Origin of the sequence: Cryobacterium algoricola, assembly GCF_004402485.1 — a bacterium.
Lineage (GTDB): Bacteria > Actinomycetota > Actinomycetes > Actinomycetales > Microbacteriaceae > Cryobacterium > Cryobacterium algoricola.
In genome coordinates, this window is sequence record NZ_SOFG01000004.1 from 123,484 (window position 1) to 149,329 (window position 25,846).

General features: G+C 67.5%; 27 protein-coding genes. 16 read left to right on the forward strand and 11 right to left on the reverse strand.

Going from position 1 to position 25,846, the window contains the following annotated elements; genetic code table 11:
* Positions 1-8: 8 nt before the first annotated feature.
* The 7 genes from dhaL (at position 9) to E3O44_RS01040 (ending at position 6,497) form a co-directional block, all read left to right on the forward strand.
* Positions 9-656 carry a dihydroxyacetone kinase subunit DhaL gene (dhaL, locus tag E3O44_RS01015; protein WP_134531821.1) on the forward strand — a complete coding sequence of 216 codons (648 nt, stop codon included), beginning with the start codon at positions 9-11 and terminating at the stop codon, positions 654-656.
* Positions 649-1,389, forward strand: a complete 741-nt coding sequence (dhaM, locus tag E3O44_RS01020) for a dihydroxyacetone kinase phosphoryl donor subunit DhaM (RefSeq protein ID WP_134531822.1) — start codon at positions 649-651, stop codon at positions 1,387-1,389. The genes dhaL and dhaM overlap by 8 nt, the downstream gene beginning before the upstream one ends.
* 130 nt (positions 1,390-1,519) lie before the next feature.
* Positions 1,520-1,678: a hypothetical protein gene (locus tag E3O44_RS19100; RefSeq protein WP_166792509.1), complete on the forward strand. Its 159-nt coding sequence runs from the start codon at positions 1,520-1,522 to the stop codon at positions 1,676-1,678.
* A gap of 141 nt (positions 1,679-1,819) precedes the next feature.
* Positions 1,820-2,980, forward strand: coding sequence for a hypothetical protein (locus E3O44_RS01025; RefSeq protein WP_134531823.1), 1,161 nt, complete (start codon positions 1,820-1,822; stop codon positions 2,978-2,980).
* A gap of 46 nt (positions 2,981-3,026) precedes the next feature.
* A complete protein-coding gene (locus E3O44_RS01030; protein WP_134531824.1) occupies positions 3,027-4,268 on the forward strand; it encodes a toxic anion resistance protein in 1,242 nt (413 codons plus the stop codon).
* A gap of 2 nt (positions 4,269-4,270) precedes the next feature.
* On the forward strand, positions 4,271-5,872 hold the full coding sequence (locus E3O44_RS01035) for a vWA domain-containing protein (RefSeq protein WP_134531825.1): 1,602 nt from the start codon (positions 4,271-4,273) through the stop codon (positions 5,870-5,872).
* Complete coding sequence (locus E3O44_RS01040) at positions 5,859-6,497, forward strand: hypothetical protein (protein WP_134531826.1); 639 nt, start codon at positions 5,859-5,861, stop codon at positions 6,495-6,497. The genes E3O44_RS01035 and E3O44_RS01040 overlap by 14 nt, the downstream gene beginning before the upstream one ends.
* Positions 6,498-6,526: 29 nt before the next feature.
* Here E3O44_RS01040 and E3O44_RS01045 read toward each other — a convergent pair whose 3' ends face one another.
* Positions 6,527-7,156 carry a dihydrofolate reductase family protein gene (locus E3O44_RS01045; RefSeq protein WP_134531827.1) on the reverse strand — a complete coding sequence of 210 codons (630 nt, stop codon included), beginning with the start codon at positions 7,154-7,156 and terminating at the stop codon, positions 6,527-6,529.
* A 134-nt stretch (positions 7,157-7,290) separates the two neighbouring features.
* Between E3O44_RS01045 and E3O44_RS01050 the strand changes: the two genes are divergently transcribed.
* The 4 genes from E3O44_RS01050 to E3O44_RS01065 are packed head-to-tail and all read left to right on the forward strand — an operon-like array spanning position 7,291 to position 9,374.
* Positions 7,291-7,926, forward strand: coding sequence for a helix-turn-helix domain-containing protein (locus E3O44_RS01050; protein ID WP_134531828.1), 636 nt, complete (start codon positions 7,291-7,293; stop codon positions 7,924-7,926).
* Between the two features lies 1 nt (position 7,927).
* The gene (locus E3O44_RS01055) at positions 7,928-8,614 is read left to right on the forward strand and encodes an SRPBCC domain-containing protein (protein WP_134531829.1); all 687 of its coding nucleotides are present in this window, start codon (positions 7,928-7,930) and stop codon (positions 8,612-8,614) included.
* Between the two features lie 44 nt (positions 8,615-8,658).
* Positions 8,659-9,009, forward strand: a complete 351-nt coding sequence (locus E3O44_RS01060) for a hypothetical protein (RefSeq protein WP_174775014.1) — start codon at positions 8,659-8,661, stop codon at positions 9,007-9,009.
* A gap of 11 nt (positions 9,010-9,020) precedes the next feature.
* Positions 9,021-9,374 carry a VOC family protein gene (locus E3O44_RS01065; RefSeq protein ID WP_134531830.1) on the forward strand — a complete coding sequence of 118 codons (354 nt, stop codon included), beginning with the start codon at positions 9,021-9,023 and terminating at the stop codon, positions 9,372-9,374.
* Positions 9,375-9,478: 104 nt separating this feature from the next.
* Here E3O44_RS01065 and E3O44_RS01070 read toward each other — a convergent pair whose 3' ends face one another.
* Positions 9,479-11,872 (reverse strand): ATP-binding cassette domain-containing protein, encoded by a 2,394-nt coding sequence (locus E3O44_RS01070; RefSeq protein WP_134531831.1) that lies wholly within the window; start codon positions 11,870-11,872, stop codon positions 9,479-9,481.
* A gap of 154 nt (positions 11,873-12,026) precedes the next feature.
* On the opposite strand from E3O44_RS01070, the gene E3O44_RS01075 reads away from it, so the two are divergent.
* Complete coding sequence (locus E3O44_RS01075) at positions 12,027-12,620, forward strand: HdeD family acid-resistance protein (RefSeq protein WP_134531832.1); 594 nt, start codon at positions 12,027-12,029, stop codon at positions 12,618-12,620.
* Positions 12,621-12,663: 43 nt separating this feature from the next.
* On the opposite strand, the gene E3O44_RS01080 is transcribed toward E3O44_RS01075, so the two are convergent.
* On the reverse strand, positions 12,664-13,428 hold the full coding sequence (locus E3O44_RS01080; protein ID WP_134531833.1) for an SDR family oxidoreductase: 765 nt from the start codon (positions 13,426-13,428) through the stop codon (positions 12,664-12,666).
* A 117-nt stretch (positions 13,429-13,545) separates the two neighbouring features.
* On the opposite strand from E3O44_RS01080, the gene E3O44_RS01085 reads away from it, so the two are divergent.
* From E3O44_RS01085 to E3O44_RS01100, 4 genes are all read left to right on the forward strand, one after another.
* Complete coding sequence (locus E3O44_RS01085) at positions 13,546-14,016, forward strand: NfeD family protein (RefSeq protein WP_134531834.1); 471 nt, start codon at positions 13,546-13,548, stop codon at positions 14,014-14,016.
* Positions 14,013-15,026, forward strand: coding sequence for an SPFH domain-containing protein (locus E3O44_RS01090; protein ID WP_134531835.1), 1,014 nt, complete (start codon positions 14,013-14,015; stop codon positions 15,024-15,026). Before E3O44_RS01085 ends, E3O44_RS01090 begins: the two co-directional genes overlap by 4 nt.
* A gap of 4 nt (positions 15,027-15,030) precedes the next feature.
* On the forward strand, positions 15,031-15,819 hold the full coding sequence (locus E3O44_RS01095; RefSeq protein ID WP_134531836.1) for a glycerophosphodiester phosphodiesterase family protein: 789 nt from the start codon (positions 15,031-15,033) through the stop codon (positions 15,817-15,819).
* A gap of 109 nt (positions 15,820-15,928) precedes the next feature.
* Positions 15,929-16,294, forward strand: a complete 366-nt coding sequence (locus E3O44_RS01100; RefSeq protein WP_134531837.1) for an RNA polymerase-binding protein RbpA — start codon at positions 15,929-15,931, stop codon at positions 16,292-16,294.
* Positions 16,295-16,307: 13 nt separating this feature from the next.
* Here E3O44_RS01100 and lnt read toward each other — a convergent pair whose 3' ends face one another.
* From lnt to E3O44_RS01140, 8 genes are all read right to left on the reverse strand, one after another.
* A complete protein-coding gene (gene lnt, locus E3O44_RS01105) occupies positions 16,308-17,933 on the reverse strand; it encodes an apolipoprotein N-acyltransferase (RefSeq protein WP_134532929.1) in 1,626 nt (541 codons plus the stop codon).
* Between the two features lie 24 nt (positions 17,934-17,957).
* Positions 17,958-20,417, reverse strand: a complete 2,460-nt coding sequence (locus tag E3O44_RS01110; RefSeq protein ID WP_134531838.1) for a DEAD/DEAH box helicase — start codon at positions 20,415-20,417, stop codon at positions 17,958-17,960.
* Positions 20,418-20,426: 9 nt separating this feature from the next.
* Positions 20,427-21,179 carry a twin-arginine translocase subunit TatC gene (tatC, locus tag E3O44_RS01115; protein WP_134531839.1) on the reverse strand — a complete coding sequence of 251 codons (753 nt, stop codon included), beginning with the start codon at positions 21,177-21,179 and terminating at the stop codon, positions 20,427-20,429.
* Positions 21,180-21,238: 59 nt separating this feature from the next.
* Complete coding sequence (tatA, locus tag E3O44_RS19500; RefSeq protein WP_134446564.1) at positions 21,239-21,460, reverse strand: twin-arginine translocase TatA/TatE family subunit; 222 nt, start codon at positions 21,458-21,460, stop codon at positions 21,239-21,241.
* Positions 21,453-21,815, reverse strand: coding sequence for a hypothetical protein (locus E3O44_RS01125; protein ID WP_134531840.1), 363 nt, complete (start codon positions 21,813-21,815; stop codon positions 21,453-21,455). The genes tatA and E3O44_RS01125 overlap by 8 nt, the downstream gene beginning before the upstream one ends.
* A 3-nt stretch (positions 21,816-21,818) precedes the next feature.
* On the reverse strand, positions 21,819-22,829 hold the full coding sequence (locus E3O44_RS01130; RefSeq protein ID WP_134531841.1) for a helix-turn-helix transcriptional regulator: 1,011 nt from the start codon (positions 22,827-22,829) through the stop codon (positions 21,819-21,821).
* Entirely contained in the window at positions 22,826-23,869 is a 1,044-nt protein-coding gene (locus tag E3O44_RS01135; RefSeq protein WP_241975939.1) for a helix-turn-helix transcriptional regulator, read from the reverse strand. Before E3O44_RS01135 ends, E3O44_RS01130 begins: the two co-directional genes overlap by 4 nt.
* 82 nt (positions 23,870-23,951) lie before the next feature.
* A complete protein-coding gene (locus E3O44_RS01140) occupies positions 23,952-25,634 on the reverse strand; it encodes an HNH endonuclease signature motif containing protein (RefSeq protein ID WP_134531842.1) in 1,683 nt (560 codons plus the stop codon).
* Between the last annotated feature and the right edge of the window lie 212 nt (positions 25,635-25,846).

A 25,846-nucleotide genomic window follows, 5' to 3' on the forward strand; every position in this document is an offset into this window, starting at 1 on the left:
GAGATTCCATGAATCTGAGTGTCACCTGGGCTGAAGCCTGGATCCGGCAGTGTGTGGACGTTATCGCCGACCATCGCGTGGAGCTGATCACCCTCGACAGGGACATCGGCGACGGCGACCACGGCGAGAACATGGACCGTGGCTTCCAGGCTGTGCTGGGGAAACTCGACACCCTCCCGGCCGAGTCCGTCCCCGGCGACGTCCTCAAACTCGTTGCGACGACACTCATCTCCACGGTGGGCGGCGCGGCAGGGCCGCTCTACGGAACGGCTTTCCTGAAGGCGGCCGTTGCCGTGGCGGGGAAGCCTGACCTGGACGGTGCCGCGGTCGTCGCACTGTTGACGGCGGCACGGGACGGAATCGTGCTCAGGGGCAAGGCGGAGAGCGGCGACAAGACCATGGTCGACGCCTGGACTCCTGCGGTGGACGCCGCGGCGGCTGCCGAACGTGCCGGAGCGACGCCGGTCGCCATCCTCGTCGAGGCCGCGGATGCGGCGGAAGCAGGCGCGGTTGCAACCGAGCCGCTCGTCGCACGGAAGGGACGCGCGAGCTATCTCGGCGAACGAGCCATCGGACACCGCGATCCGGGCGCCCAGTCCAGCGCCCTGCTTCTGCGTGCCGCAGCCGAGACCGCCGAGCGGGTTGCCGATGAGTGATCCGGCGCCTGTCGCCAGCGTCGCCCTCGTCGGCCTCGTCTTCGTGTCCCACAGCTCGCTGATCGCCAAGGGCCTCGTCGATCTCGCCCGCCAGATGGCACCGAGCGTGCGCATGCTGCCGGCAGGCGGCACCGACGACGACCGGATCGGAACGAGCTTCGCCAAGGTGGCGGCCGGTATCGAGGCAGCGGACGCAGGGAAGGGAGTGGTCGTGCTCTGCGACCTCGGCTCCGCAATCCTGACCGCGGAATCGGCATTGGACTTCCTCGATGATGAAACCCGATCCCGGGTCGTCATCGCCGACGCACCCCTCGTCGAAGGCGCCGTCGCAGCCGCCGTCGCAGCACAGATCGGCGGCGATCTGCCTGCCGTGGAGTCGGCGGCCCGGTCGGCGAGGGCATCGCACTCCGGTGCCCCAGCTGGCGAGGTGCCGGTCCCTGCCGCCGATGCCGTGCCCGGTCATGCGGGTGTCGACACGACAGTGACACGGACGGTTACCCTGATCAACGCGGACGGACTGCACGCCAGGCCCGCCGCGGAGTTCGTGACCCTCGCCGCCACCCTCGGCGTTCCCGTCACGGTCAACGGTCGCGATGCGGCGAGCCTCCTGGCCATCATGGGCCTCGGGCTGACCCGTGGCGCGCGGGTCGAACTCTCGGCGGCCGGTGACGGCGCGGCCGCGGCGGTCGACGCTCTCGCCACGCTCATCGAATCGGGGTTCGGCGAGGCCTGACCTTTCCGGGGCGGGCGTGTCGCCGGCGGATTTCGCCTCTGAGAGATTCGGCCCCGCACAACCCGAATGGTTCTATGCTGGCCGCATGAGCCAGGTCAACACAGCGCCGTGCCCCGTGTGCGGCCATCCCATGAGCGAACACACGATCGTGCACGGCGCCCACGACACGATCCTGAACTGTCCTGTGCCCCATCCGGGCGCGTGGGACAGGGACGCATTCGAACCGGTGAACGAATTCGGCATGGTCACCCACCAGCACCCCGAGGAGGACCCGCCCGACCGCGGCTGAAATCTCTGAAACCTCCAGCCCCGTACCAGCAACCGCTGATCAGCGCGTGAGTTCACCAGAAATTTCCCTGGATGCCCTATTGTCTGCAGTGCAGATCTCCTGCACAACGCCATACCACCGAATCCAGACGGTATCCATCGAATGAACGCCACAGCCAAGCGAGTGATCGGGCTCGTCCTCGCGGGTCTGCTCATCGTGGGCGTCGTCATCGTCGTGGTCGGCGGACGCCTGTTCGGAGGAACGACCGGCACCCCTCCGGCTGCCACAGACCTCCGCGTCGTACACGGGGTCATCGGCTCGGAGAAGAAGCCGTTCTTCGACGATCCGGCCGTCCGGGCGGTCTTCGCCGAGAAGGGGCTCGACGTCGCGGTCGTCACGGCGGGATCACGCCAGATCGCCACCTCCGTCGATCTCACCGGCGTCGATTTCGTGTTCCCGTCGTCCGCGCCCGCCGCCGAGAAGATCCGGCGTGAAGCCGGGGCGCGGAGCGTGTTCTCGCCGTTCTACTCGCCGCTCGCGATCGCGACCTTCCTGCCGATCGTGACGCTCCTGCAATCCGCGGGAATCGCGAACCAGGATGCCGCGGGCACCTGGCACCTGAACGTCGCGGAGTACCTCAAGGCCGTCGCCGCAGGAACCCGCTGGAATCAGCTCCCCGGTGCCGCGGCGAGCTACAACAGCTCCCGCTCGATCCTGATCTCGAGTACGGACATCCGCCAGTCGAATTCCGCGGCCATGTACCTCGCGATCGCGTCCTACGTCGCCAACGGGGAGAGCGTCATCAGTTCAGCGGACGCGGAGGCCGCCGTGATCGATCCGATGGCTGCGCTCTTCCTCCAGCAGGGCTTTTCAGCCTCCTCGTCGGAGGCGCCCTTCGAGGACTACCTCTCCCAGGGAATCGGATCGAAGCCCCTCGTGATGATCTATGAGGCCCAGTTCCTCGGCCGGCAGATGAGCGCCACCGGACGCAGCGCCATCACCCCCGACATGGTCCTGATGTATCCGGACCCGACCGTGCTCTCGAAGCACACGGTGGTTCCGCTGTCCGAGCAGGGATCCCAGGTCGGCGAGCTGCTCCAGTCCGATCCTCGCCTCGCCCGTCTCGCCGCACAGTACGGGTTCCGTCCGGCCGACCCTGCCGTGTTCACGGCAGCCCTCGCCGATAACGGCCTCACTGTGCCCGCAAGTCCGGTCAACGTCATCGACCCGCCCAGCTACGAGACGCTCGAGGCGATGATCACGACCATCAGCGGGCGGTACGACACCCCGCTGGCGTCCCCGGACGCAAACGTCGACAAATGACCCGAACCATTCCCGCTGAAAGTTCATCCGGAGACCAAGGAGCACCATGGCAGACGCATCCCTCGACCTGAGCACTCCCACACCGGGCGAGAGGCCGGCCGCCGGTGCGACAACGGCCCCGAGCGTCGACACCGGCCTCGTGCTCGTGCCGCCGAACGCGGTCCCGGACATCGGCGGTACCCAGGCCAGCGCGATGATGCCGATCAACGACTCCCGCGCTCAGGAACTCGAAGGACGCGCGCGCGCCTTCGTCGCGGACCTCATCGACCGTGACCCGTCCGCGCCGGAATTCCAGAAGAAGATCACCGACGTCGCCCAGATGGGCCGTGACGAGATCCGAGCCGCATCCGAGGTCAGCAACCGGATGCTTCAGCGCCCCGTCGCAGCCCTTGCCGCCGCGCGCGGGAAGGGTGACGAGGCCGACGCGCAGCGGCGGGTCGCCAGCACCCTCGTCGAACTCCGCGGAACGATCGAGGACCTCGACCCGTCGAGGGCCGACGGCGGGGTCGCACAGTTCCTCCTCAATCTGATCCCGTTCCGGGACAAGCTGCGCAGCTATTTCGCCCGGTACGCCTCCGCGCAAAGCCAGCTCAACAAGATCATCCATTCGCTCCAGAACGGGCAGGACGCCCTGCTCAAGGACAATGCAGCCGTCGAAGGCGAGAAGGTGCGGCTCTGGGAGACGATGAGCCGGCTCCAGGAGTACGCCGTCCTCACGAGCGCACTCGACACCCAGCTCGTGGAACAGATCGACACGGTCAGGACGACCGACCCGGCGAGGGCCGATGCGCTCACGAGCGACCTCCTCTTCACGATCCGCCAGAAGCACCAGGACCTGCTCACCCAGCTCGCCGTGAGCGCCCAGGGCTACCTCGCCCTCGACGTCGTGCGGAAGAACAACGTCGAACTCATCAAGGGCGTCGAACGGGCGACGACGACGACGATCTCCGCCCTGCGCACCGCCGTGATCGTCGCACAGGCACTCGCCAACCAGAAGCTCGTCCTCGACCAGATCACCGCCCTCAACACGACGACCTCGAACCTGATCGTGTCGACCTCGCAGATGCTCAAGACCCAGTCCGTCGCCATCAGCGAGCAGTCGGCATCCGCCACCATCAGTCTCGAATCGTTGGAAACGGCTTTCCAGAACATCTACGAGACCATGGACGCCCTGGACAGCTACAAGCTCAAGGCTGTCGCGACGATGGCCCAGACTGTCGACACCCTGCAGACCCGCCTCGCGGAGGCGACCGCATACCTCGAGCGAGCCCGGCCGGAAGCGCACTGAGCATGCGCCGCCTCCTGAAGGCCCTCGGCCTGGCCACGGTCACGGCGCTCGTGCTGGCCGGATGCACGGTTGCGCAGCCGAACGAGCAGGACGGCCTGCCCAACGACGCCAGCACCCTGCGGGTCCTGGCGGGCAGCGAGGTCAAGGACATGGCTCCGATCCTGGAGTCCGCCGCAGCGGACAAGGGAATCCGGGTGGTCTTCGACTACACCGGAACCCTGGCCGGCACGGAACTCGTGGCCTCCGGCCGCGCCGCCGGCCGCTATGACGCGACGTGGTTCCCGAACAACCGATACCTGTCGCTGCTTCCCGGGGCCGCCAAGGCCGTCTCCTCGAGCGTCAAGATCATGAGTTCGCCGGTCGTCCTCGGTCTCCGGCCAGAGGTTGCAACCCGGCTGGGCTGGGATTCCACCCCGCCGACCTGGGCGGACCTCGCCGCCGCAGCCGCCGGCGGCGAATTCACCTACGGCATGACCAATCCCGCTGCCTCCAACTCCGGGTTCAGTGCCCTCGTCGCCGTCGCAACGGCGCTGTCCGGCACCGGAACCGCTCTCACCGATGCGGACGTGACCGCGGTCAGCCCGGAACTGACCCGGTTCTTCTCCGGGCAGAAGCTCACCGCCGGGTCCTCGGGGTTCCTCGCGGACAAGTTCGTCGCAGACCCCACCCTCGTCGACGGCGTCATCAACTACGAGTCCGTCCTCCTCGGTCTCGCCGACAAGGGTGCGCCGCTCACGATTGTCCGGCCGACCGACGGAGTCGTCACGAGCGACTATCCGCTCACCCTGCTGGCCTCGGCCGACACGGACAAGCGTCCGCTCTTCGACACCCTCACGGCCTGGCTGACCACGGACGCCGTGCAGCAGAGAATCGTGTCGGAGACCCACCGGCGACCCGGCGTCCCCGGGATCGACACCGGCTCGGCCTTCCCGGCCGGCATCCTCTTCGAGACGCCATTCCCGAACACCCTGGAGGTCGCAAACACCCTGATCGGGACGTACCTCGACACGGTGAGGGCACCCGCGCAGACGCTCTTCGTGCTTGACACCTCCGGGTCGATGGCGGGGGAGCGGCTGACCGCGCTCCAACAGGCGCTCAAGAACCTCGCCGGGGCGGACTCCTCGACGACGGGCGGTTTTGCCGCGTTCCGCAACCGTGAGCGCGTGACCCTGATCCCGTTCAGTACGGCCCCGGATGCCCCGACGATCGTCGACGTGCCGCAGGTGGACAAGACCGAGGCCCTGCAACGGATCCGCGATATCGCGGACGGGCTCTCCGCGGACGGCGGCACGGCGATCTACGCCTCGCTGGAGCGCGCGTATGCACTCGCCCGGCAGCAGAAGGCCGAGCGACCTGACACCTTCGTCTCGATCGTGCTCATGACCGACGGAGAGAACACCGACGGGCCAACGTCGAAGGACTTCGCGGCGTACTACGCGGCGCAGGGCGAGGATACCCGGGCGATCGCGACCTACGTCGTGCTCTTCGGCAATGGCAACGTCGACGAGCTCACGAGCGTGGCGAAGCTCACCGGCGGCCAGGCGTTCGATGCACTGAACGGCGACCTGTCGAGCGCATTCCAGGACATTCGTGGGTACCAGTAGCGTGTCGCGATGGCTTGCCTCGACCAAGAACATCGCGGGTTCGGCACTGGGCCTCGCGACACTCGGCGCGCATGTCGCGGTCGGTCTCGGCCCGCTGTGGCCCGTTCTCGTCGTCGCGATGTACGCGGTCGGCGCGCTCGTCGCGCCGCGCGACCGTGTCGACCTGCGGCCGGGGCCGCTGCACGGAAACGGGGGAGTGGCGTCAGCGGCAGACCTCACAGCCCAGTTGGCCGCGCTGAGGCGTTCGATGACGGCGGAGAACCGCCGCCTGCCCGAGGAAGCGAGCGTCAGGATCGCCCGGATCCTGGACGCCCTCGATCAGGTCGTCGCCCGCTGGACGGACCTGACCGAAGCGGCGGACCAGGCCCATACCGTCGAGCAGATGATCCTCGACTACCTGCCGACGTCGATCCAACGGTTCCTGAACCTGCCACGGAGCTTTGCGATCGCGAGCCGGGTCGAAGGGAAGAAGACGGCGCAGGACGAACTCATCGAACAGCTCGACATCCTCGAAACCGAGAGCGATCGCATCCGCACCGCGCTCTACGCGAAGGATCTCGCAGCGCTCGAAGACCAGAGCCGCTTCCTGCGCGAGAAATTCGGCCGATCGGAACTCGACCTCTAGGTCAGACGAGTCCGGTCAGACGAGTCCGGTCACGCGAGTCCGGGAAGCGGCACCGGCGGTGCCGGTGCGACGGGGGCCGCGGGGCGATAGGTCGCGATGATGACGCCAGTGCTCGTCGTCCGGCTGTCGACGAGATCGAGCGAAGCGGATGGGCCGCCGTCCGGGAAGAGGCGTCGACCGGTGCCGAGCACCAACGGGTGGATCAGGAGCGTGTACTGGTCGATCAGGCCCCAGCGCATCAGCGCCCGCACGAGCTCGCCACTGCCCAGGATGACGATGTCCTTGCCGGGCTGCTCGCGGAGTTCCGCGACGGTGGTCGTCGCTTCACCGCTCAACAGGATCGAGTTGTTCCAGCTCAGGGGGCCGGGAAGCGTTTTCGACGTCACGTACTTCGGGATGTTGTTGATCACCTCGGTGTACGGGTTCTCGACGGTCATCGCCGGCCAGATCGATGCGAAGTCCGCGTACGTCTTGCGTCCGAAGAGCAGGGCGCCTGCGTCGCCGATTCCCGCGGCCATGACGCTGCCCATCACCGAGTCGGCATAGGGCTGAGCCCAGCCACCGAGGTCGAAGCCATCCCTGCGATCCTCGTTTGCCCGGCCGGGCGCCTGCATCACACCGTCGAGGGTCACGCTGTTGGTAACCACGATTCTGCTCATCGAAACTCCTTTCCTCCGTCTGCAAACTTACTGCCCGGCGTCGGATCTGCTAATTCGGGGGACCGAGATCGCGCCCGCGCTTTCCGGCGATCCGATCTGTTGACAAAAAATACTGTCGGTGAAAGCATGGGCACATGCTTGAAGTCGCCGTCATCGACACCGCGGCCGCGGCGGCTGCCTCGCTCGAACCCACGCGCAGCCGACTGCTCGCCGAGCTCGGCACGCCCGGTTCGGCCACGTCGCTCGCGGCCAGGCTCGGCCTGCCCCGGCAGAAGATCAACTACCACCTGCGCGAACTGGAACGTCACGGCCTGATCGAGCTTGTCACCGAGCGCCGCAGGGGGAACATGACCGAGCGCGTGATGCGGGCGACGGCTCAGTCATTCGTGATCTCGCCATCCGCGCTCGGGGGAGTGGCTCCGGACCCGCGGCGCGGGGTGAACGAATTCTCGGCGCGCTGGATGCTCGCCGTCGCCGCCCGCCTGGTCCAGGAGGTCGGCACCCTGCTCGACCGGTCCGCACGCGCCCACCGTCCGCTCGCGACATTCACGATCGACAGCGAACTGCGCTTCGCGTCCGCGGCCGATCGCGCCGGATTCAGTACCGAACTCGCCCTCGCGGTCGCGACCCTCGTCGCCCGTTACGACTCACCGCAATCGAAGGGTGGCCGCGCCCACCGGCTCGTCCTCGCTCTGCACCCGAGCATCACCCGGCCCGCGGAGACCGCCACGCCAGCAGACACCATCACGCCAGCAGACAGGGAGAACTGACATGAGCACGGACTTCGAGATCGTCGTCGAGGGGGAGTACCCCGGCGATCCTGAACAGATGTGGGACGCCGTCACCCACAACACGGCGGCGTGGCTGTTCCCGACGGACGGCATGCCCGGCGTCGACGTGGTCTCGGAGCGCCCGACCCACCACGTGAACCGCATGGAGGGAACCGACGGATGGTTCAACCAGCTCGAACAGGTCATCGAACCGCGTCCCGGAGGCCGTTCGTTCCTCCGCTGGGTGCACAGCGGCGTCATCCAGGACGACTGGGACAACCAGTACGACGCTGCGAGCAGGCACACCGTGTTTTACCTGCACACCCTGTCCGAGTACCTCGAGCATTTCGCGGGCCGCAGTGCCGTCTTCACCGACGTGCAGGGTCCGGCGGCCTCTGGCGGTCCCGAGGGATTCGAGACGCTCCGGAGCGCCCTCGGGTTGACGCCCGCTTCTGTCGTGGGGGAGACGGTCACGGTCGCGCTGCCGGGGGTGCCTGCCAGCGCGGCCACCGTCGACTGGAACGCCGAGCACTTCATCGGGCTCCGCACGGACGACGCCCTCTACCGGTTCTTCGGCCGAAACGCCTTCGGCGCGGTCGTCGGGCTGACCGTGCACCGGTTCGGCGATGACGATGCTGCGGGCCTTCCGGCCGAATGGACAGCGTGGCTCGACGGCCTGTACGGCTGAAGGGGGCTCTGGAAACCGGGGGACTCGCGCGCTACCGTTGCAGCATGAGCGCACTGGACCTGGCCACCCTCCGGCGCCTGGCCGCGGCGGGCAACGAAGAGGCGGCGAACCGGCTCGCCGAACTCGCGGCGGAGCGTGGTGACGTCACCGAGTTGCGTGAGCTGGTGGATGCGGGTAACGAGCTCGCCGGGGAAGAACTCGCCACGCTCGCGGGGGAGCGTGGCGATGTCGATGAGTTGCGACGCCTGCTGGGTGAGGGAAACGAACTCGCCGCCGACAAGCTGGCCCAGTTCGCCGCACGGCGAGAGGACGTCGACGAGCTGAGTCGTCTCGCCGACGAGGGCAACGAGGTCGCCGCGACCCTATTGACCCGTCTCATCCGAGGAACGGACTAGGGGAGCGAACAGTGACCGTGACGGGAATCGGAGGACTCTTCTTCCGCAGCACTGATCCGGAGGCCCGGGCCGCCTGGTACCGGGAGCACCTCGGTATCGAAGCGGGCCAGGCCGGTGTCTGGCAGCAGCAGGCGGGCCCGACTGTGTTCGCGCCCTTTCCCTCCGAAAGTGACTATTTCTCGGAGAAACAATCGTTCATGCTCAACCTCCGTGTCACGGACCTCGAAGCACTCGCCGCGGAGCTCACGGCGGCGGGCGTCCCTGTCGAGCGTCGACCGGAGTGGGACACGACCGACTACGGCCGATTCGCGCGCATCCACGATCCCGAGGGTCTTCCGATCGAGCTGTGGGAGCCACCGACCTGAACTCGCGGCTGGCCGCTGTCATGGCCTGGGGCAACTCGAACTGACATAATGTGCATTATCGGTCATTACCGGATGGCTGATTTCGTGGAGGTGTGGCCGCCCGGTCAGGCGCCGACGTACGCCGCGAGGAACTGACCGGTGAGGGTCGACCGCGCGGCGACGAGTTCGGCGGGCGTTCCTTCGAAGACGATGCGTCCGCCGTCGTGTCCGGCGCCAGGGCCGAGGTCGATGATCCAGTCGGCGTGTGCCATGACCGCCTGGTGGTGTTCGACGACGATCACGGACTTGCCCGAATCGACCAAGCGATCCAGCAGGCCCAGGAGCTGCTCGACATCGGCGAGGTGCAGGCCGGTGGTCGGCTCGTCGAGAACGTAGACATCGCCCTTCTCGGCCATCTGGCTCGCGAGCTTGAGCCGCTGGCGTTCACCCCCCGAGAGGGTCGTCAGCGGCTGGCCGAGGCTCAGGTAGCCGAGCCCGACATCCGCCAGCCGGACCAGGATGGCGTGAGCGGCCGGCGTTCGTGACTCCCCCGCGCCGAAGAATTTCTCGGCTTCGGTGACCGACATTGCGAGGACCTCGCTGATGTCGCGTCCGCCGAGGTGGTACTCGAGCACGGATGCCTCGAACCGCTTCCCTTCGCACACCTCGCAGGTCGTCGCGACGGTGGCCAGAACGCCGAGGTCGGTGTAGATGACGCCCGCCCCGTTGCAATTGGCGCAGGCACCCTCCGAATTGGAACTGAACAGGGCCGGCTTGACGCCGTTGGCCTTGGCGAAGGCCTTGCGGATCGGCTCGAGCATTCCGGTGTATGTCGCCGGGTTGCTGCGCCGGGAACCCCGGATACCGCCCTGGTCGATCGACACGACGTCGGCCCCTGCCGGGATCGACCCGTGCACGAGCGAACTCTTTCCCGACCCGGCGACCCCGGTCAGCACGACGAGCACGCCGAGCGGGATGTCGACGTCGACGTTCTGCAGGTTGTTCTTCGTCGCACCGCGGATCTCCAGTGCCCCCGTGGGTGTGCGTACGGTGTCTTTGAGGACGGAGCGGTCGTCGAAATGGCGACCCGTGAGAGTTCCACTCGTCCGTAGCTCCTCGACGGTGCCCTCGAAGCAGACGGTTCCGCCTGCCGTTCCCGCGCCAGGGCCGAGGTCGACGACGTGGTCGGCGATCACGATCGTCTCCGGTTTGTGTTCGACCACGAGGACGGTGTTTCCCTTGTCGCGCAGCTGCAGCAGGAGCGTGTTCATGCGTTCGATGTCGTGGGGGTGCAGGCCGATGGTGGGTTCGTCGAAGACGTAGGTGACGTCGGTCAGCGAGGAGCCCAGGTGCCGGATCATCTTGGTGCGCTGCGCTTCACCACCGGACAGCGTTCCGGCGGGCCGATCGAGAGACAGATACCCCAGTCCGATCTCCACGAAGGAATCCAGGAGCTGGCGCAGCACGCTCAGGAGCGGCGAAACGGACGGTTCATCGAGGCCGCGCACCCAGCTGGCCAGATCGCTGATCTGCAGGCAACAGGCATCCGCGATACTGATCCCCGAGACCATTGAGGACCGGGCGGCCGCGCTGAGGCGGGTCCCCCGGCACTCCGGGCAGGTCGTGAACGTGACCGCGCGGTCGACGAACACGCGGATGTGCGGCTGCATCGCCTCACGGTCCTTGGAGAGGAATGCCTTCTGCACCTTGGGCACGAGGCCCTCGTACGTCATGTTGACGTCCCCCACCTTCACCTTGACCGGTTCCCGGTAGAGGAAGTCCTCCAGTTCCTGCGCGCTGTAGTCGCGGATCGGCTTGTCGGCGTCGAGGAAGCCGGACCCGGTGAAGATCCGCACGCCCCAGCCGTCCGGCGTGTAGCCGGGGATGGTGAGCGCCCCCTGGTTGAGCGACTTGGCCGCATCGTAGAGCTGCGTCAGATCGATGTCGTTGATCGTTCCCATGCCTTCGCAGCGCGGGCACATGCCTCCCGTGACCGTGAAGCTCCGCCGTTCCTTCACGGTCTTCCCCGCCCGTTCCATCGTGACGGCGCCCGCCCCGCTGATGGAGGCGACGTTGAAGGAATAGGCCTGAGGCGAGCCGATGTGCGGCTGTCCCAGCCTGCTGAAGAGGATGCGCAGCAGCGAGTTCGCGTCGGTCGCGGTTCCGACGGTCGACCGGGAATTGGCGCCCATCCGTTCCTGGTCGACGATGATCGCCGTCGTGAGTCCCTCGAGCACGTCCACGTCCGGCCGGGCCAGGGTCGGCATGAAGCCCTGCAGGAAAGCGCTGTACGTCTCGTTGATCATCCGCTGGGACTCCGCGGCGATCGTGCCGAACACGAGGGAGCTCTTACCGGAACCGGAGACGCCGGTGAACACCGTCAGTCGACGTTTGGGGATGTCGACGGTGACGTTCTTGAGGTTGTTCTCCCTGGCACCCTGCACTCGGATCAGGTCGTGGACGTCTGCGGCGTGCGCACGCGGCAACGGGAGGTTCGGTGTCGGGGAGATGCTCGTCATGGCTCCATTCAAGCAGCATCGCTCGCTTGGGAGGCCTCGTGCAGAAACCCCGGAACTCCCCCACTCGGCCATTGCGCAAGAGGTGCCCTCGTGGCTACAGTCTCGGTGACCGAACCCCTCATTCGCGGGGTTCCCAAGTCCGAGGAGCGCAGCCATGTCGAACCCCGTCGCCGTATTCGATCTCACGATCGATCCACGGACCCTGAGCAAGTCGGAAGTGACCACCATCCGAACGGCCATGGCCATCGGCGGTTTGGTCGCCGTGATCCTCGGAGTGATGATCCTGGTCTGGCCAGGCGCGACCCTCAACGTCATTGCGGTGCTCTTCGGGCTCTACTTCCTGGTCGGCGGGATCGCGCGCATCGTTCGCGGCATCGCGATGGCCGGGGGAAGCGCCGGAGTCCGCGTGCTGAACATCCTGCTGGGCGTCCTGCTGCTGGTCGCGGGCATCGTCGCGATCCGGAATCCAATCGGATCCCTTGCCGTGCTCGGCATGGTCATCGGGATCTCGTGGCTGATCGAAGGCGTCGCGGCGCTCGTCGAGACTGCGTCGGATTCCAGCCGATGGTTCGGAATCCTCTTCGCGGTGATCAGCATCGTCGCGGGCATCGTGGTGCTGCTCTCCCCCGTCGATTCACTGGGGGTGCTCGTCGTCGTCGGCGGCGTCTTCCTGATCGTCTCCGGCCTCGTGCAGCTGGTGATGTCCTTCACCCTCGGCCGTGGAGCGCAGAGCACCGTCACCGACTGACGTTCCGGCCCGCGTGCGCGTCGCCGCTCGCCAGTAGCGCTTTCTAGTCGGTGACCATGTCCGTCGTGTCGCCGACGTACCGAGTGTTGCCCGCGGGAACCGGCTCGACGGCGGCCAGGGCGACTTCCGCGGCGAATTCGCTCACGTTGTAGAGACGACCGGCGGCGACCTTGCGGGCGCTCATCGTTCCGGGGCTCGAACGCTCGAGGAGGGTCGCGGTGACGGTGCCCTCGATGATGTCGCCGGAGACAACGACGAAGCCGATGCCGTCGGACTCGAGTTCGGGGATGAGCGCGCGCAGGGCGTCTTCACCGGCGCGCTTGCTCCGTGCGACCGGCAAGTACTCCGGCATCGTCGGGGCGGTCTCGAAGAAGTGCGCCTGGTGGCTCGTGACGAACACGACCCTGGCTCCGGCGCCCAGCAGGGGGCGGACGGCCGCGAGGAGGTTGAGCTGGGCATCCCGGTTGAGCTTCATCGCATAGTCGGGCGCCATCCCGGTTTCCATGCCACCGGAGGCATTCATCACGAGGATGTCGAGTCCGCCGTATTCAGCACGGATCGTCTCGATCATGGCCGCAACGGAGGCCTCATCGGTGAGGTCGGCGCCCGCGGTGATGGCCGTTCCGCCGGCCGCGCGGATGGCGTCGGCGACCTTGATCGCCCGCGCCTCCTTGTTGCGGAAGTTGATGACGACGCTCGCTCCGGCCTCCGCGAAGATTCCGACGGTTGCGGCTCCCACGCCCCGGGAAGAACCGGTGACAAGGACACGCTGTCCGTTCAGTGAACCTGCGGCAAGTGGGTTGGTCACACGAACTCCTCAAATAACGAACTGGGTCTAGCAGAAGACCTTACCAAGAACCCCGCTCCCCGCCCGTGTCGGCACACCTGCTAGTTTGAGAAGGGGAACACAATGGGGAGGGTCACGATGGACGTATTCGCTGCAAATTACGCGTGGGTTGTCTGGCTGGTGCTCATACTGATCTTCATCACCATCGAGATGGTCACTCTGGACCTCACGTTCCTGATGATCTCGCTCGGCAGCCTCGGCGGCCTGGTTTCCGGCCTCTTCGGCGTGCCGTGGTGGGGCCAGCTCGTGATCGCCGCGCTCCTGTCCATGGTGCTGCTGCTCGGCATCCGCCCACCCCTGCTCCGGGTGCTCAAACGCGGCGGCGACCCGACCCTCAGCAACGTCGATGCGCTCCTCGGCCAGGACGGCCATATCGTGAGCTCGACCGGGCCGCTGGCCCAGGTTCGCCTCGCGAATGGCGAGACCTGGACCGCGCGCTTCTCCCCCCTGGTCGAACCGGCCGTCTTCGCGCCGGGCGAACGTGTCATCGTCATCGCCATCGACGGGGCGACCGCAGTGGTCATCCCGGCAGAAAGGAACATTTCATGAGTGATCCGACCCAGACTGTCGTGCAGGTGATCGTCGTCGCTTTCGTCGCGGCGCTCGTCATCTTCGTGATCGTCACCCTCGCGAAGTCCATCCGCATCATCCCCCAGGCCAGGGCCGGGGTCGTGGAGAGGCTGGGCCGGTACCACAAGACGCTCATGCCCGGCCTCAACATCCTGATCCCGTTCGTCGATCGACTGCGTCCCCTCATCGACCTGCGCGAGCAGGTCGTATCCTTTCCGCCCCAGCCGGTGATCACCGAGGACAACCTCGTCGTGTCGATCGACACGGTCGTGTACTTCCAGGTGACGGATGCCCGGGCGGCGACCTACGAGATCGCCAACTACCTCGGCGCGGTCGAACTGCTCACCACGACGACCCTCCGTAACGTCGTCGGCGGGCTGAACCTCGAGGAAGCGCTCACGAGCCGCGACAACATCAACGGCCAGCTCCGTATCGTGCTCGACGAGGCCACGGGCAAGTGGGGCATCCGGGTCGGCAGGGTCGAGCTCAAGGCCATCGATCCGCCGCACTCCATCCAGGACTCGATGGAGAAGCAGATGCGTGCCGAGCGTGACCGTCGTGCGCTGATCCTGACCGCGGAGGGCACCAAGCAGTCCGCCATTCTCACCGCGGAAGGCGCCCGCCAGGCGGCCATCCTCTCCGCAGAGGGCGACGCGAAGGCGGCCGTCCTCCGCGCACAGGGTGAAGCCGAGGCGATCACGACCGTGTTCCGGGCGATCCACGAGGGCGACCCCGACCCGAAGCTCCTCGCGTACCAGTACCTGATGACTCTCCCGAAGCTCGCAGAGGGCAGCGCGAACAAGCTCTGGATCGTGCCGAGTGAACTCACCGAGGCGATGAAGGGCATCGGCCGCGCGTTCGGCGATCGGCCCGTCACCGGGTCCGCCGTTCCCCCGGAGGCCACCGCTCCGGTCGCCACTCCCCCGTCAGCCGCATCGACTATGGCTGCACCCACGACGCCCGCACCCTCGCACGCCGCAGAGGGGTAGTCCCGTGGTCTCGGGCGGCCCCTCCTCGTTCCTGGCCGGGCCGCCCCCGCGCATCTTCGCCCACCGCGGGTTCGCGCTGAACGCACCGGAGAACACGGTCCTCGCGTTCCGGCACGCTCTGGACAACGGTGCGACCCATCTGGAGACAGACGTGCACTCGTCCAGGGACGGGGTCGCGGTGCTCAGCCATGACGCCCGCCTTGCCCTGCCCGAGCTGGACATCCATCTCGAAGAGCTGCGCGTCACCGAACTGCAACGGATCGATCTCGGCTTCGGCCAGTCCTTCTCCACTCTCACGGAAGCGTTCGACGCCTTCCCGGAGGCGCGATTCAACCTCGACGTGAAGTCAGAGGACGCCGTCGCCGCGACGGCCGCCGCCGTGCTCGCGGCGGGCGCGACCGACCGGGTCCTCGTGACCTCCTTCTCCGAGGAACGCCGCAGACGGACGGTCCGGCTCCTGCCCGGCGTGGCCTCGAGTGCCTCGGCGGCCATCGTCGCGCAGGTCGTCGTCGCCGCCCGGCTCGGGAATGCGGCACTCCTCCGGCGTGTTCTCAGCGGATGCGTCGCTGTTCAGGTACCCGAGACGGCGTCCGTGCTGCGTGTCGTGACCCCCCACTTCGTGCGAGCCGTCCATTCGGTCGGCGTCGAGGTGCATGTCTGGACAGTCAACGACCCCGCGGCCATGGAACGCCTGCTGGACACCGGCATCGACGGCCTCGTGACCGACCGGACGGACCTCGCCGCTGCGCTGATCGGTCGCAGGTCCGAGCGCGACACGCCCGGGTTGCCATAAATCCCGCTTCCGAAACTGAGAGTTATCACCGAGTACGGGCATAACGGAAAGATAACGCCCAGCTTGACGGTTTATAACTGAGAGTTGCATCGCGAGAGGAGACCACACAATGGCGGATCGCAGTTTGCGTGGCATGAGGTTGGGCGCACAAAGCCTTCAAAGCGAAGAGGGCGTAACCTTTTCACCACGAGTTAGTCACACATATCTGTGTGCGACGTGCTCACGAGAGACGGTGATGATCTTTTCGGCGGAGGCGGAAGCCCCCGACGAGTGGGAATGCAGGTTCTGTTCCCAGACGGCCACCCGGCTCGTCGATTCCAAGCCCGTCATCGTCGATCACTCGGCCGAGAAGGTACCGCGCACGCACTGGGACATGCTCCTGGAACGTCGCACCCGTCCCGAGCTCGAGGAACTGCTCGAGGAGCGCCTGGCGTTCCTGCGCGCACGTCGCGGACAGCAGAAGATCGGCGCCTAAGGCCGAGCAGACACTACGCACGCACCCGATTCTGTCGGGTGCGTTCTGCGTTAACCGGGTGAACCGGTCGAACCGGCACCGCGGTCGCACGCCGGCGCGCGTCCCGTCGTGCGGACGGCGCGAAGACCAGGCAGAAGACGAGCCCCGCGAGGCCGAGTCCGGAGACGAGCCACTCGATTCCCCGGCCGGCCGCCATCGCCGGGGTCACCGTCGTGCTGAGTGGAACGGTCTGCACCATGGAGCCGGGGACCCAGGTCGGCAGGCTGTCGATCGTGTGGCCGTCCGGCGCGATGATGGCGCTCGAGCCGACCGTCGAGATATTGACGACGGTGCGCCCGGCCTCGATCGCGCGCAGCCGGGCGATCGCCAGCTGCTGGACGCTCTCGTCCGTGTGCCCGAAGTCGGCGTTGTTGGTCTGGGCGAGGATGACCGTCGCCCCGGAGTCGATCATCTGGTGCACGAGCTGGTCGTCGGCGATGTCGAAGCAGATCGCGATGCCGGCCAGGATCCCGTTGACGTCGAAGACGTTCGGTTGGGTGCCGAGCTGGTAGTCCCGAGAGATCAGGTCGATCAGCTCCGGGGCGAAAGGACGCCAGAAAGCCCGATCAGGCATGTATTCCGCGAAGGGAACCGGGTGCACTTTGTCATAGAGGGCCGTGACGCCCTCCCCCGCCTTCCAGAGCAGGCTCGTGTTGTAGTACTTGCCATCCCGGTAGGTGATCGTGCCCGTGATGAGCGGGGCCATCATCGCGCGGCTCACGTAGTCGAGGACGTGTGCGGCGTCCTGCGACCGGGTCGGGTCGATGTCACTGCCGTTCTCCGGCCACACGACGAAGTCGACCGGATCCCCGACCAGCGGCAGGGTCGCCGAGGTGTGGTCGGAGAGGATCTGCCCCGGCGAGTACTGCGCGAACAGCCCGGCATCGGAAGCGCCCTGGACGGCGGCGATCCTGGTCTCCCCCGACTGGGCGATGGAGACGGCGGGCACGACGAGCAGCAGGGCGACGGATGCCGTGAGCACCGTCAACCGGGCGAGCACTCCCCAGCCGACCTCCCGCAGCAACTGCAGCGCGAGCGCACTGAGCCAGACCATCAGGAAGCTGAGTCCGGACATCCCGACCCAGGCCACGAGGCCCGCGAACGGGCTCTCCGACTGCGAGATAGCCACGCGCCCCCAGGCGAAGCCGCCGTACGGCCAGACGGCGGAAATCGCCTCACGCGCCGTCCAGAGGCCGGCAACGACCAACGGGACCATGCCCAGGCGTCCCCAGCGCGTGGGCCACGCCCGCGGGCCGCGGTTCAGAACGACGGCGACGAGCCAGAGGCCGACGCCGAAGAAGATCGCCTCGAGTCCTCCGAGTGCGAGCCAGGGCACCGGGCCCAGGTAGAGGGTGATCCAGCTGATGTGGATCAGCCAGAACGACAGTCCGGCGACCATACCGACGAGAAGGGCAGGCGCCGGGCGGCGACCGAGCAGGGCGAGGAACATCAGCACGACCCCAATAGGCGCCAGGACCCACCAGGAACGGTCGGGGAAACCGCCGTCGAGGATCGCTCCCGCGGCGGCGGCGAGCACAACGGCCGCCGGGAGGGGCAACCGGAATTCCTCTCGATCCCTAGCCGTCTCGACGTTGTTCATCGGCACACCAGTCACTCGCACGGCCTAGGCGAACGAGGAGTAGGCGACGATGCCGCGCCGAATGGCGTCGAGCGCGATCCGGGCGGTCGTGCCGACCGGAGCATCGGCGACGACGGACAGCTGGTCGAGGAGATCGATGGTCTGCTTGGTCCAGCGCACGAAGTCCCCCGCGGCCATCTCGGCCTCGTCGAGGACGTCGATGAGCGAACCGTCCCTGGCCCACTTCCACATGGCGAGGGAGAGCCCGACCGCGAGCGGGTTGCTGCCCGGCAGCTGGTGGTCGCGTTCGAGGTCGTCGAGGCGGCTCCAGAGCTCCTGGGTGTCGTGCAGGGCGGCCCGGAACTGTCCCCGGGGCAGGTACCGCTCGTCGATGAGCCCTTCCTCGCGCCGCGGCTCGAAGACGAGGGCGCAGGCCATCGCGGCGAGTCCGGCCGGGTCGAGGTCGTTCCACAGCCCGCGGCGGAGGGACTCGGCGACGAGCAGGTCCCTGTCGGCGTAGATCCGCCGAAGGATGAGGCCGCTCTCGCTCAGCGTCACCGCGCCGGCCTGGTCTTCGAGCAGGTAGCCGTAACCGAGCAGGACCTCGGTGACACGGTCGAAGACGCGCGCGACGGCACCGGTGCGGGTCGTGATCTGTTTCGTGAGCGCATCCGTCTCTCGACGCAGTTTCCACCAGCGCTGCGCCCAGCGGGCGTGCGACTCGCGTTCGGGACAGTTGTGGCACGGATGCGCGCGGAGCCGTTTGCGAAGGCTCGCGAGTTCGCGTTGGCGACGTTCCTTCGCAGCGCGGGCGCCGGTCTCCCCCGTGAGCGTCTCGCGCTCGACCTCGGTGAGCCGGCGACGGATCGCCGAGTACTCGGTGAAGTCGCCGAGGTGGCAGACCATCGAGGCGGCGAAGCCCGTGAGGGATTCCTCCTGCTGGCGCACGGCCCTGGCCATGTCGACGACGGCGCGGTCGGCCTGGAACTGGGCGAACGAGGATTCCAGGACCGTGCGGGTGCGGTCACGGCCGAACTGGTCGATCAGGTTCACGGCCATGTTGTACGTCGGCTTGAAGCTCGAGTTGAGCGGGTACGTGCGGCGGGACGCGAGTGAGGCGACGGTCTGAGGGTCGAGCCCGGAGGCCCACTGGATCACCGAGTGGCCTTCGACGTCGATGCCGCGCCGGCCGGCGCGTCCGGTGAGCTGGGTGTACTCCCCCGGCGTGATCGGCACGCGGGCCTCGCCGTTGAACTTTTCGAGCTTGTCGAGGACGACGGTTCGCGCGGGCATGTTGATGCCGAGGGCGAGCGTCTCCGTCGCGAAGACCGCCTTGACGAGCTTCTTCTGGAAGAGCTCCTCGACGACCTCCTTGAAGGCGGGCAGCATGCCGGCGTGGTGGGCGGCGACGCCGCGTTCGAGGCCATCGAGCCACTCGAAGTAGCCGAGCACGCCGAGGTCCTCGTCGAGCAGGGTGCGGCAGCGTTCGTCCACGATCGCGCGGATCTCGGCGCGTTCCGCGGCATCGGTCAGGCGGACACCCGCCCGCAGGACCTGGTTGACCGCCTGGTCGCAGCCGACCCGGCTGAAGATGAAGAAGATCGCCGGGAGGAGGTGCTTGCCGCCGAGGAGGCGGACGATCTCGGCGCGGTCCATCCTGCCCGGCTCGAAGGTCGACCGTGGGCGTTGCGACCGACCGCGGTTGCCCCCGCGCCGGTCTCCCTGGCGGTCAGTGACGCCACGACCGGCGCCCTGGGCCAGGCGGACCAGTTCCGGGTTCACCCGGTGGGTTCCAGCGGCTCCCGTGGAGTCGAACAGGTCGAGCATCTTGCTCTTGACGAGTACGTGCTGTTCGAGGGGCACCGGGCGTTCCTCGGAAACGATGACGTCGGTCTCGCCGCGGACGGCCTGCAGCCAGTCGCCGAACTCCTCCGCGTTGGACACGGTCGCGCTCAGCGACACCATCCGCACGTTCTGGGGCAGGTGGATGATGACTTCTTCCCAGACGGCGCCGCGGAACCGGTCGGCGAGGAAGTGCACTTCGTCGAGGACCACGAAGGCGAGGTTGGTGAGGAGGTCCGAGTCCGCGTAGAGCATGTTGCGCAGTACCTCTGTCGTCATGACGACGATGCGGGCCTGCGGGTTCACGTTGGTGTCGCCGGTGAGGAGTCCGACTTCGTCTGCCCCGTACTCGGCGACGAGTTCCTGGAACTTCTGGTTGCTGAGCGCCTTCATCGGCGCGGTGTAGAAGACCTTCTTGGTCGACTGCTTCATCGCGAGGTAGATCGCGAACTCCGCGATCAGGGTCTTGCCCGCGCCGGTCGGGGCCGCGACGAGGACGCTGTTGCCGTCCTCGAGCGAGGCGCAGGCGGCGATTTGGAAGGGGTCGAGGTCGAACCGGAGGCCGGCGCGGAAAGCGGAGAGCCGCGGGCGGCTCGCCCGGTCACGTGCCGCTGCGAAGCGTTCGGCGGGCGTCGGCTCGGCCGGGGTCTGGAGAGAGGTCATGGGAGACGCCTAGAGCGCCAGCTCCTGTTCGAAGGCGAGGGCGCGCCGGGCGGCACGCCGGTCATGCAGGAGGGCGACCCCGTACGCGGCGAAGTACAGCACCACCATCGGAATGGCGAGGAGGAACATCGACACGACGTCGGCTGCGGGGGTCGCGATCGCGGTGAAGAGGATGATGACGAGGATGGCGACCCGCCAGGACTTGATGATCGACGTCGCGCTGATCACCCCCGCGAAGTTCAGCAGCACGATGAAGACGGGCAGGACGAACGCGATCCCGATCGCGACGACGAGCTTGAGCACGAAGTCGAAGTAGCTCTGGGCGGTGATGAGCGCGGCATCCTGTGACGGTGCGAAGCCCGTCATGAGCTCGACGACGTGCGGAAGCACGTAGAAGCCGGCGGCGCAGCCCGCCAGGAACAGCGGCACTGCCGTGAAGAAGAAGCCGAAGGTGTAGCGCTTCTCGGTTCGGGTCAGCCCCGGCATCAGGAAGGCGAAGACCTGGTACAGCCACATCGGGCTCGAGATGACGATTCCCACGTAGACGGAGATCTTGAGCTTGAGGTCGAAGGCGCTCGTGATGTCCGGGTAGTTAAGCTGTGCGCTACGCCCCTGTGCGGACGCGATCGTGTAGATCGGCTCCCTGAGGGCGTTCCAGACGAAATCGGACAGGAAATAGCCGATCACGGCGCCGACGAGGATTCCGGCGGCGGCAAGGAACAGGCGTTTCCGCAGCTCGAGAAGGTGCTGTCCGAGGGACATCTTCCCGTCAGGGGCCGTGCGCCGAGTCGTGCGCCGAGGAGTGCGCCCAGGCACGGAGGTTACGGCTTTGTCGTCGGATCGGGCGCGTCGGCTCCCGGGGCGGAGTCCGTCCCGGGTGCGCTCTTCGTCTCAGCGGGCTCGTCGCTGCGGATCTCGCTCTTGAAGATCTTCATCGACTGGCCAAGACTGCGCGCGAGCGCGGGAAGCTTGGGCGCACCGAAGAGCAACAGAACGATGACAAGGATGATCAGGAAGTGCCATCCGGTCAGGTTGTTAAGCATGAGGGTGTGTCCTCTTCATCGGTGGGTCAGGTCTGACGATCGGACCGTGTTGCAATAGCTTACCTCTGGCAATCCGACGATCCCGCCGTTCCTGCCTTCGACGTTCCCGAGCGGTGCGTTGCAGGTCGACGGTCCTGGCGAGCTCGTTCCAGTCCGCGAAGATTGCGGGACGCCGCGGCGGCTCCGTCTCCTCCTCCGGGTCAGCGTCGAGCGCTCCCACGAGGTCACCGAGCGCACCGACGGCATCCGCGAGCACCATGAGCTTCCGGAACAGCAGCACGGCGAACCAGGCCAGCATTCCGAGCAGGACAAGCACCAGCCCGGTCCAGATCAGCACCCAGCTCCACCACGGCATCGGCTACTCCCCCGGCCCTGCCGCTGCGGCGGATGCCGCAGGCTCCGGATAGCGCGCCGCACCGGCATCCGCCCACGCGCGCACGATCTCGCGAGCGGCAGCGGGCTCGACGACGGTGACGACCCCGGCGAGACCCGCGACGAGGCGTTTGAGCGCGTGATAGTGCGAGACACGCAGCGTCGCCCTGACCCGGTCACCGGCGAGTTGCTGGACCGGGCGGCCGGACAGGTAGTCGCCCAGGAGCGGCAGCGCGCCGGCCACGAGCTCGACGACCACGTCGAGATCGGATTCGGAGCCCTGGAAGAGGGTGTCCGGCAGAATCAGGTCCTCGGTGCGGCTCGTCACGGGGCGATCGGTGGCGGTGAGCGTGCTCATCCGGTCGAGCCGGAAGGTCCGGACGGCTCCGCGCAGGTGGCACCAGCCGCGCAGGTACCAGTCCCGGTCGACGGATTCGACGCGGAGCGGGTCGACGTAGCGTTCTTCCTGACCGCCGCGGGCGTTCAGGTAGTCGAACCGGACCTGGACGCCGGTCTGCAGGGCGGACTGGATGACGGAGATCGCCGTTCCCGAAGCGCTCGCGGACACGGCGAGCTGGCTCGGCGCGGCGGTGGCGCTCCGGGTGAGCTTGGCCATCAGTGATGCGATCGCATCCCGGTCTGCGTTCTCGGGAAGCGAGGAGAGGTACTGCAGGCCGGCGATGAGCGCGGCCGCCTCGCGTGCGGAGAACCGGGGGGAATCCTCGATCGCCACGAGATGGGTCAGCACGATCGTGTCGTCGGCCTCGAACTGGCCCCACTCGATGTCGAAGAGATCCCCGGGCAGGTACTGGCTCGTGTCGCCGGGTACCCCGGAGACGGCGATCAGGGTGACCGCGTCGCGTACCCGCTCGGGCGTGACGCCGAAGTGCGCGGCGACGTCGGTGACGCTGATGCCGTCGTGGTCGATGAGATACGGGACGAGCGAGAGCAGGAAGGTGAGCTTGTCTGGGGCGCCGAGTGGCACGCGGGGGCTCATGAGCGAGCCTCGAGCGGCTCGAGGAGTTCGTGGTGTTCGTGGGCATCGCGGACGAGGAGGAGTCGGTCGAGCACGGCGTCCCGGAGGGCCGGCGGGGAGAGCACGAGCACCTCCGGCCCGAACCCGGCGAGTTCGTCCGCGAGGATGTTCAGGTCGGTGTAGTGCAGGACGAGCGCTCCGGTCGGCTCGGCACCGGAGGCATCCGCTGCCCGCTTGCCGAGGCGGACGGCGGCATCGGTGCCCGGGAGGACCTCGATCTCAGCGACGTTGGCCGTGAAAAGGGCGTCGAGTTCGGCGAGGGCGGCCTGGCCGGCATCCGGCCCGGATTCGGGTGCGATCAGGTCCGGGACGACCGTGACCGGTCCGACGATGCGGGAGAGCAGGAAGGTACGGGTGGCACCGGCGTCGAGGTCGGTGCCGAACAGGTGCCAGCGGCTCTCGTGCTGGACGACGGCGCGCGGCGCCACCTTCCGGCGCCGCGGGGCCGCCTCGCCCGGCTTCAGGTACAGGAACGAGACCACGTGCGCGCGGTCCATGGCCTTGCTGAGCGGCTCGAAGGAGGCGTCGCGGACCCGGAGGGTCGGGGCATACCCGAGCACGGGGTCGCCGTCCGCTCCCCCGAGCGCGTTGAGCTTGGTCAGGGCTCGCCGGGACTCCGCCGAGAGCGAGCCCTCCTTCCAAACGGTCGCGGCAAGTTTGAGCAGCATCAGTTCGTCGCCGGAGAACGATACGTCCGTCGGAAGTTCGTAGAGGCCCTTGGGGATCCGGTAGCGCAGATTGCGGTTGTTCCCTGGATCCTCGGGCTGTTCGACGGTCTCGAGCGGGATCCCGAGTTCGCGGATGTCGTCCTTGTCCCGCTCGAACTGCCGTTCCAGGCTCGCATTGTCGCCGCTGTGCACGTAACGCTGCCGGTAGCCCTGAACAGTCGACAGGATGTCGGCCTTCGTCAGGCCGATTTCGGTCGCTATCAGTGCCAGCACGAGGCTGAACAGGCGTTCTTCAACCGTGATGCGGTTGATCGGTTCGGGGGTGGTCGACACGCTGTGAGTCTAACCGAGCCCCGGTAGCACGCCCGTGTCGAGCAGTGAGAAGCGGATGCGCCACGTTGCCCGTGTCCCTCGGTCAGTCGCGGTTGGGTGGTCCGGTCAGGACCTGATGGGCGCGGTGCCGGTTCGGTGGCCGCCACAACCGTTGCGGGTCGATCAACCCCGGAGCCCGCACCTGCGGTGACCCCTTCACCATGCGGATCTCCCACCCCGAGGTGTCGATGGTGTGGTGATGGAACCAGCAGAGGAGGACCCCGTTGTCGACGTTCGTCGGTCCGTCCTTCGCCCAGGGCTTCACGTGGTGCACTTCGGCCCAGTGCGCGGGGGCTTTGCAGTCGGGGATGATGCACCCGCCGTCTCGGGCGGTGATCGCCCGCCGCTGGGCCCGGTTGAAGTAGCGTCGTTCGGGGCCGAGTTTGAGGACCTGGTTGTTCTCGCCGAATAACACCCCTTGGAAGCCGCCGTCGCAGATGCGCTGGTGCACCGTCTTGAGCGACACGGGGGCTTCGACCCCGTCGATCCATCCGACCCCGACCCCGGAGTCGAGGTCCGCGGCGTTCACGTGCACCATCACCGTCGGCGCCGACCCGCCCATCGACGGCGTGTCGTTGTCGCGGGCGGCGTGTTCGAACAGGGCGCGGAGGATGTCGGCGCGTTTCTCCCCGCTGGTGCGGGTGTCCTGGCGGCGTTCCCGCAGCTCCGCTTCGATCACGTCCAGCTCCGGGCCCGTGCCGGCGCCACTGTCGGCGTCGCCCGCGGTCTCGGCGCCGGGGATCATCTGCCCCGAGTCCATCAGCGCCTGTTCCTCCTCGGTGGGAAACGCGGGCCGCGCGTGGAAGCTCAGGAACGCGTCGAAGAGGGTGTTCATCATCCCGAACAGTTCCGGCGTCACGCCGCCCTTGACCGGGTAGAGCCCGTTCTTGAGTTGTCCGAAGCCGATGTTCGACTTCGCCTCGAACACGTCCTCCTGCGGCAGCACGCCGTCGGGGTCCAGGGCCGCCTGCCATTGCAGCACCATGCCCCGGATCAGGTCCGTGGCCGCCGGGACCCCCGCGCCGGCGAGGTTCTCGGTCTCCGGGGTGATCCGCCCGGCGGCCGTGGCGACCAGGGCCCGTTCCGCCGTCAGCAGATCGTCCGGGGCCACCCGGTGACTGATCGTCTGAAGCCCCGTCACGATCAGCTCCGCGGTCTCCACCCCGATCTCCCCCGCGGTCAGGGCGGCTCCGACCGTCGGGAACAACGGCGGCGACCAGCCGCTCCCGCCGCCCGGCCGCGGCAACACCGCATCGCCGAGCTTCGTCCTCCGCTTCACCTCCCGGCCCGAGGCCCGAGTCACCCGGGTGAGTACATCCCACGGGCCCGTGCAGCCCATCTTCCACGCCAACCCATCCCGGCCGAGCACTCGGGCCCGCCGGTCCACATCCGTGGCAGTCTTCACCCGGGCCGCGTCCACCGCCCGCCCGATCGCCTCGACCGTGCTGAGCGCCGTCACCGCTTCCGTGTCGCTGAGCAGCCCGACCGGGATCGCCGCCAAGGCTTCCGCGAGAGCCGCCTGCGCCTCGGCGAGCCGGGCGACAGCATCCGCATGAACCGACGGCACAGACCCGGTCAGCCCCTCCGCACCCTCGAAGCCCTCAGCAATCGCAACCGAATGAGCCGACTCGACCTGCTGGCGGCCCACCGTGGTGGGCTGGTCTCCCGCGGCCCCGGAATCGGGTGTCTGTGGGGTGTGTGACTGTGGATCCGAAGCTCCTGCCATGCCCCGATTCTACCCCGAATCGAACACGTATGCGAGACTTGTTCACTTTATTTTGGGCTTCTCATCACGAGCTTCAAAGCTGAAGACGAGTGTGTCCGCACTCGTGGTGCCGAATTCAGGAGATCAGCCCGGGCGAGCGACATCTGCCCGCTGACCAGTGCGGCCGATCCTGACCTGTAGCAGGCATCTCCTGAATTCGGCACACTGACGCG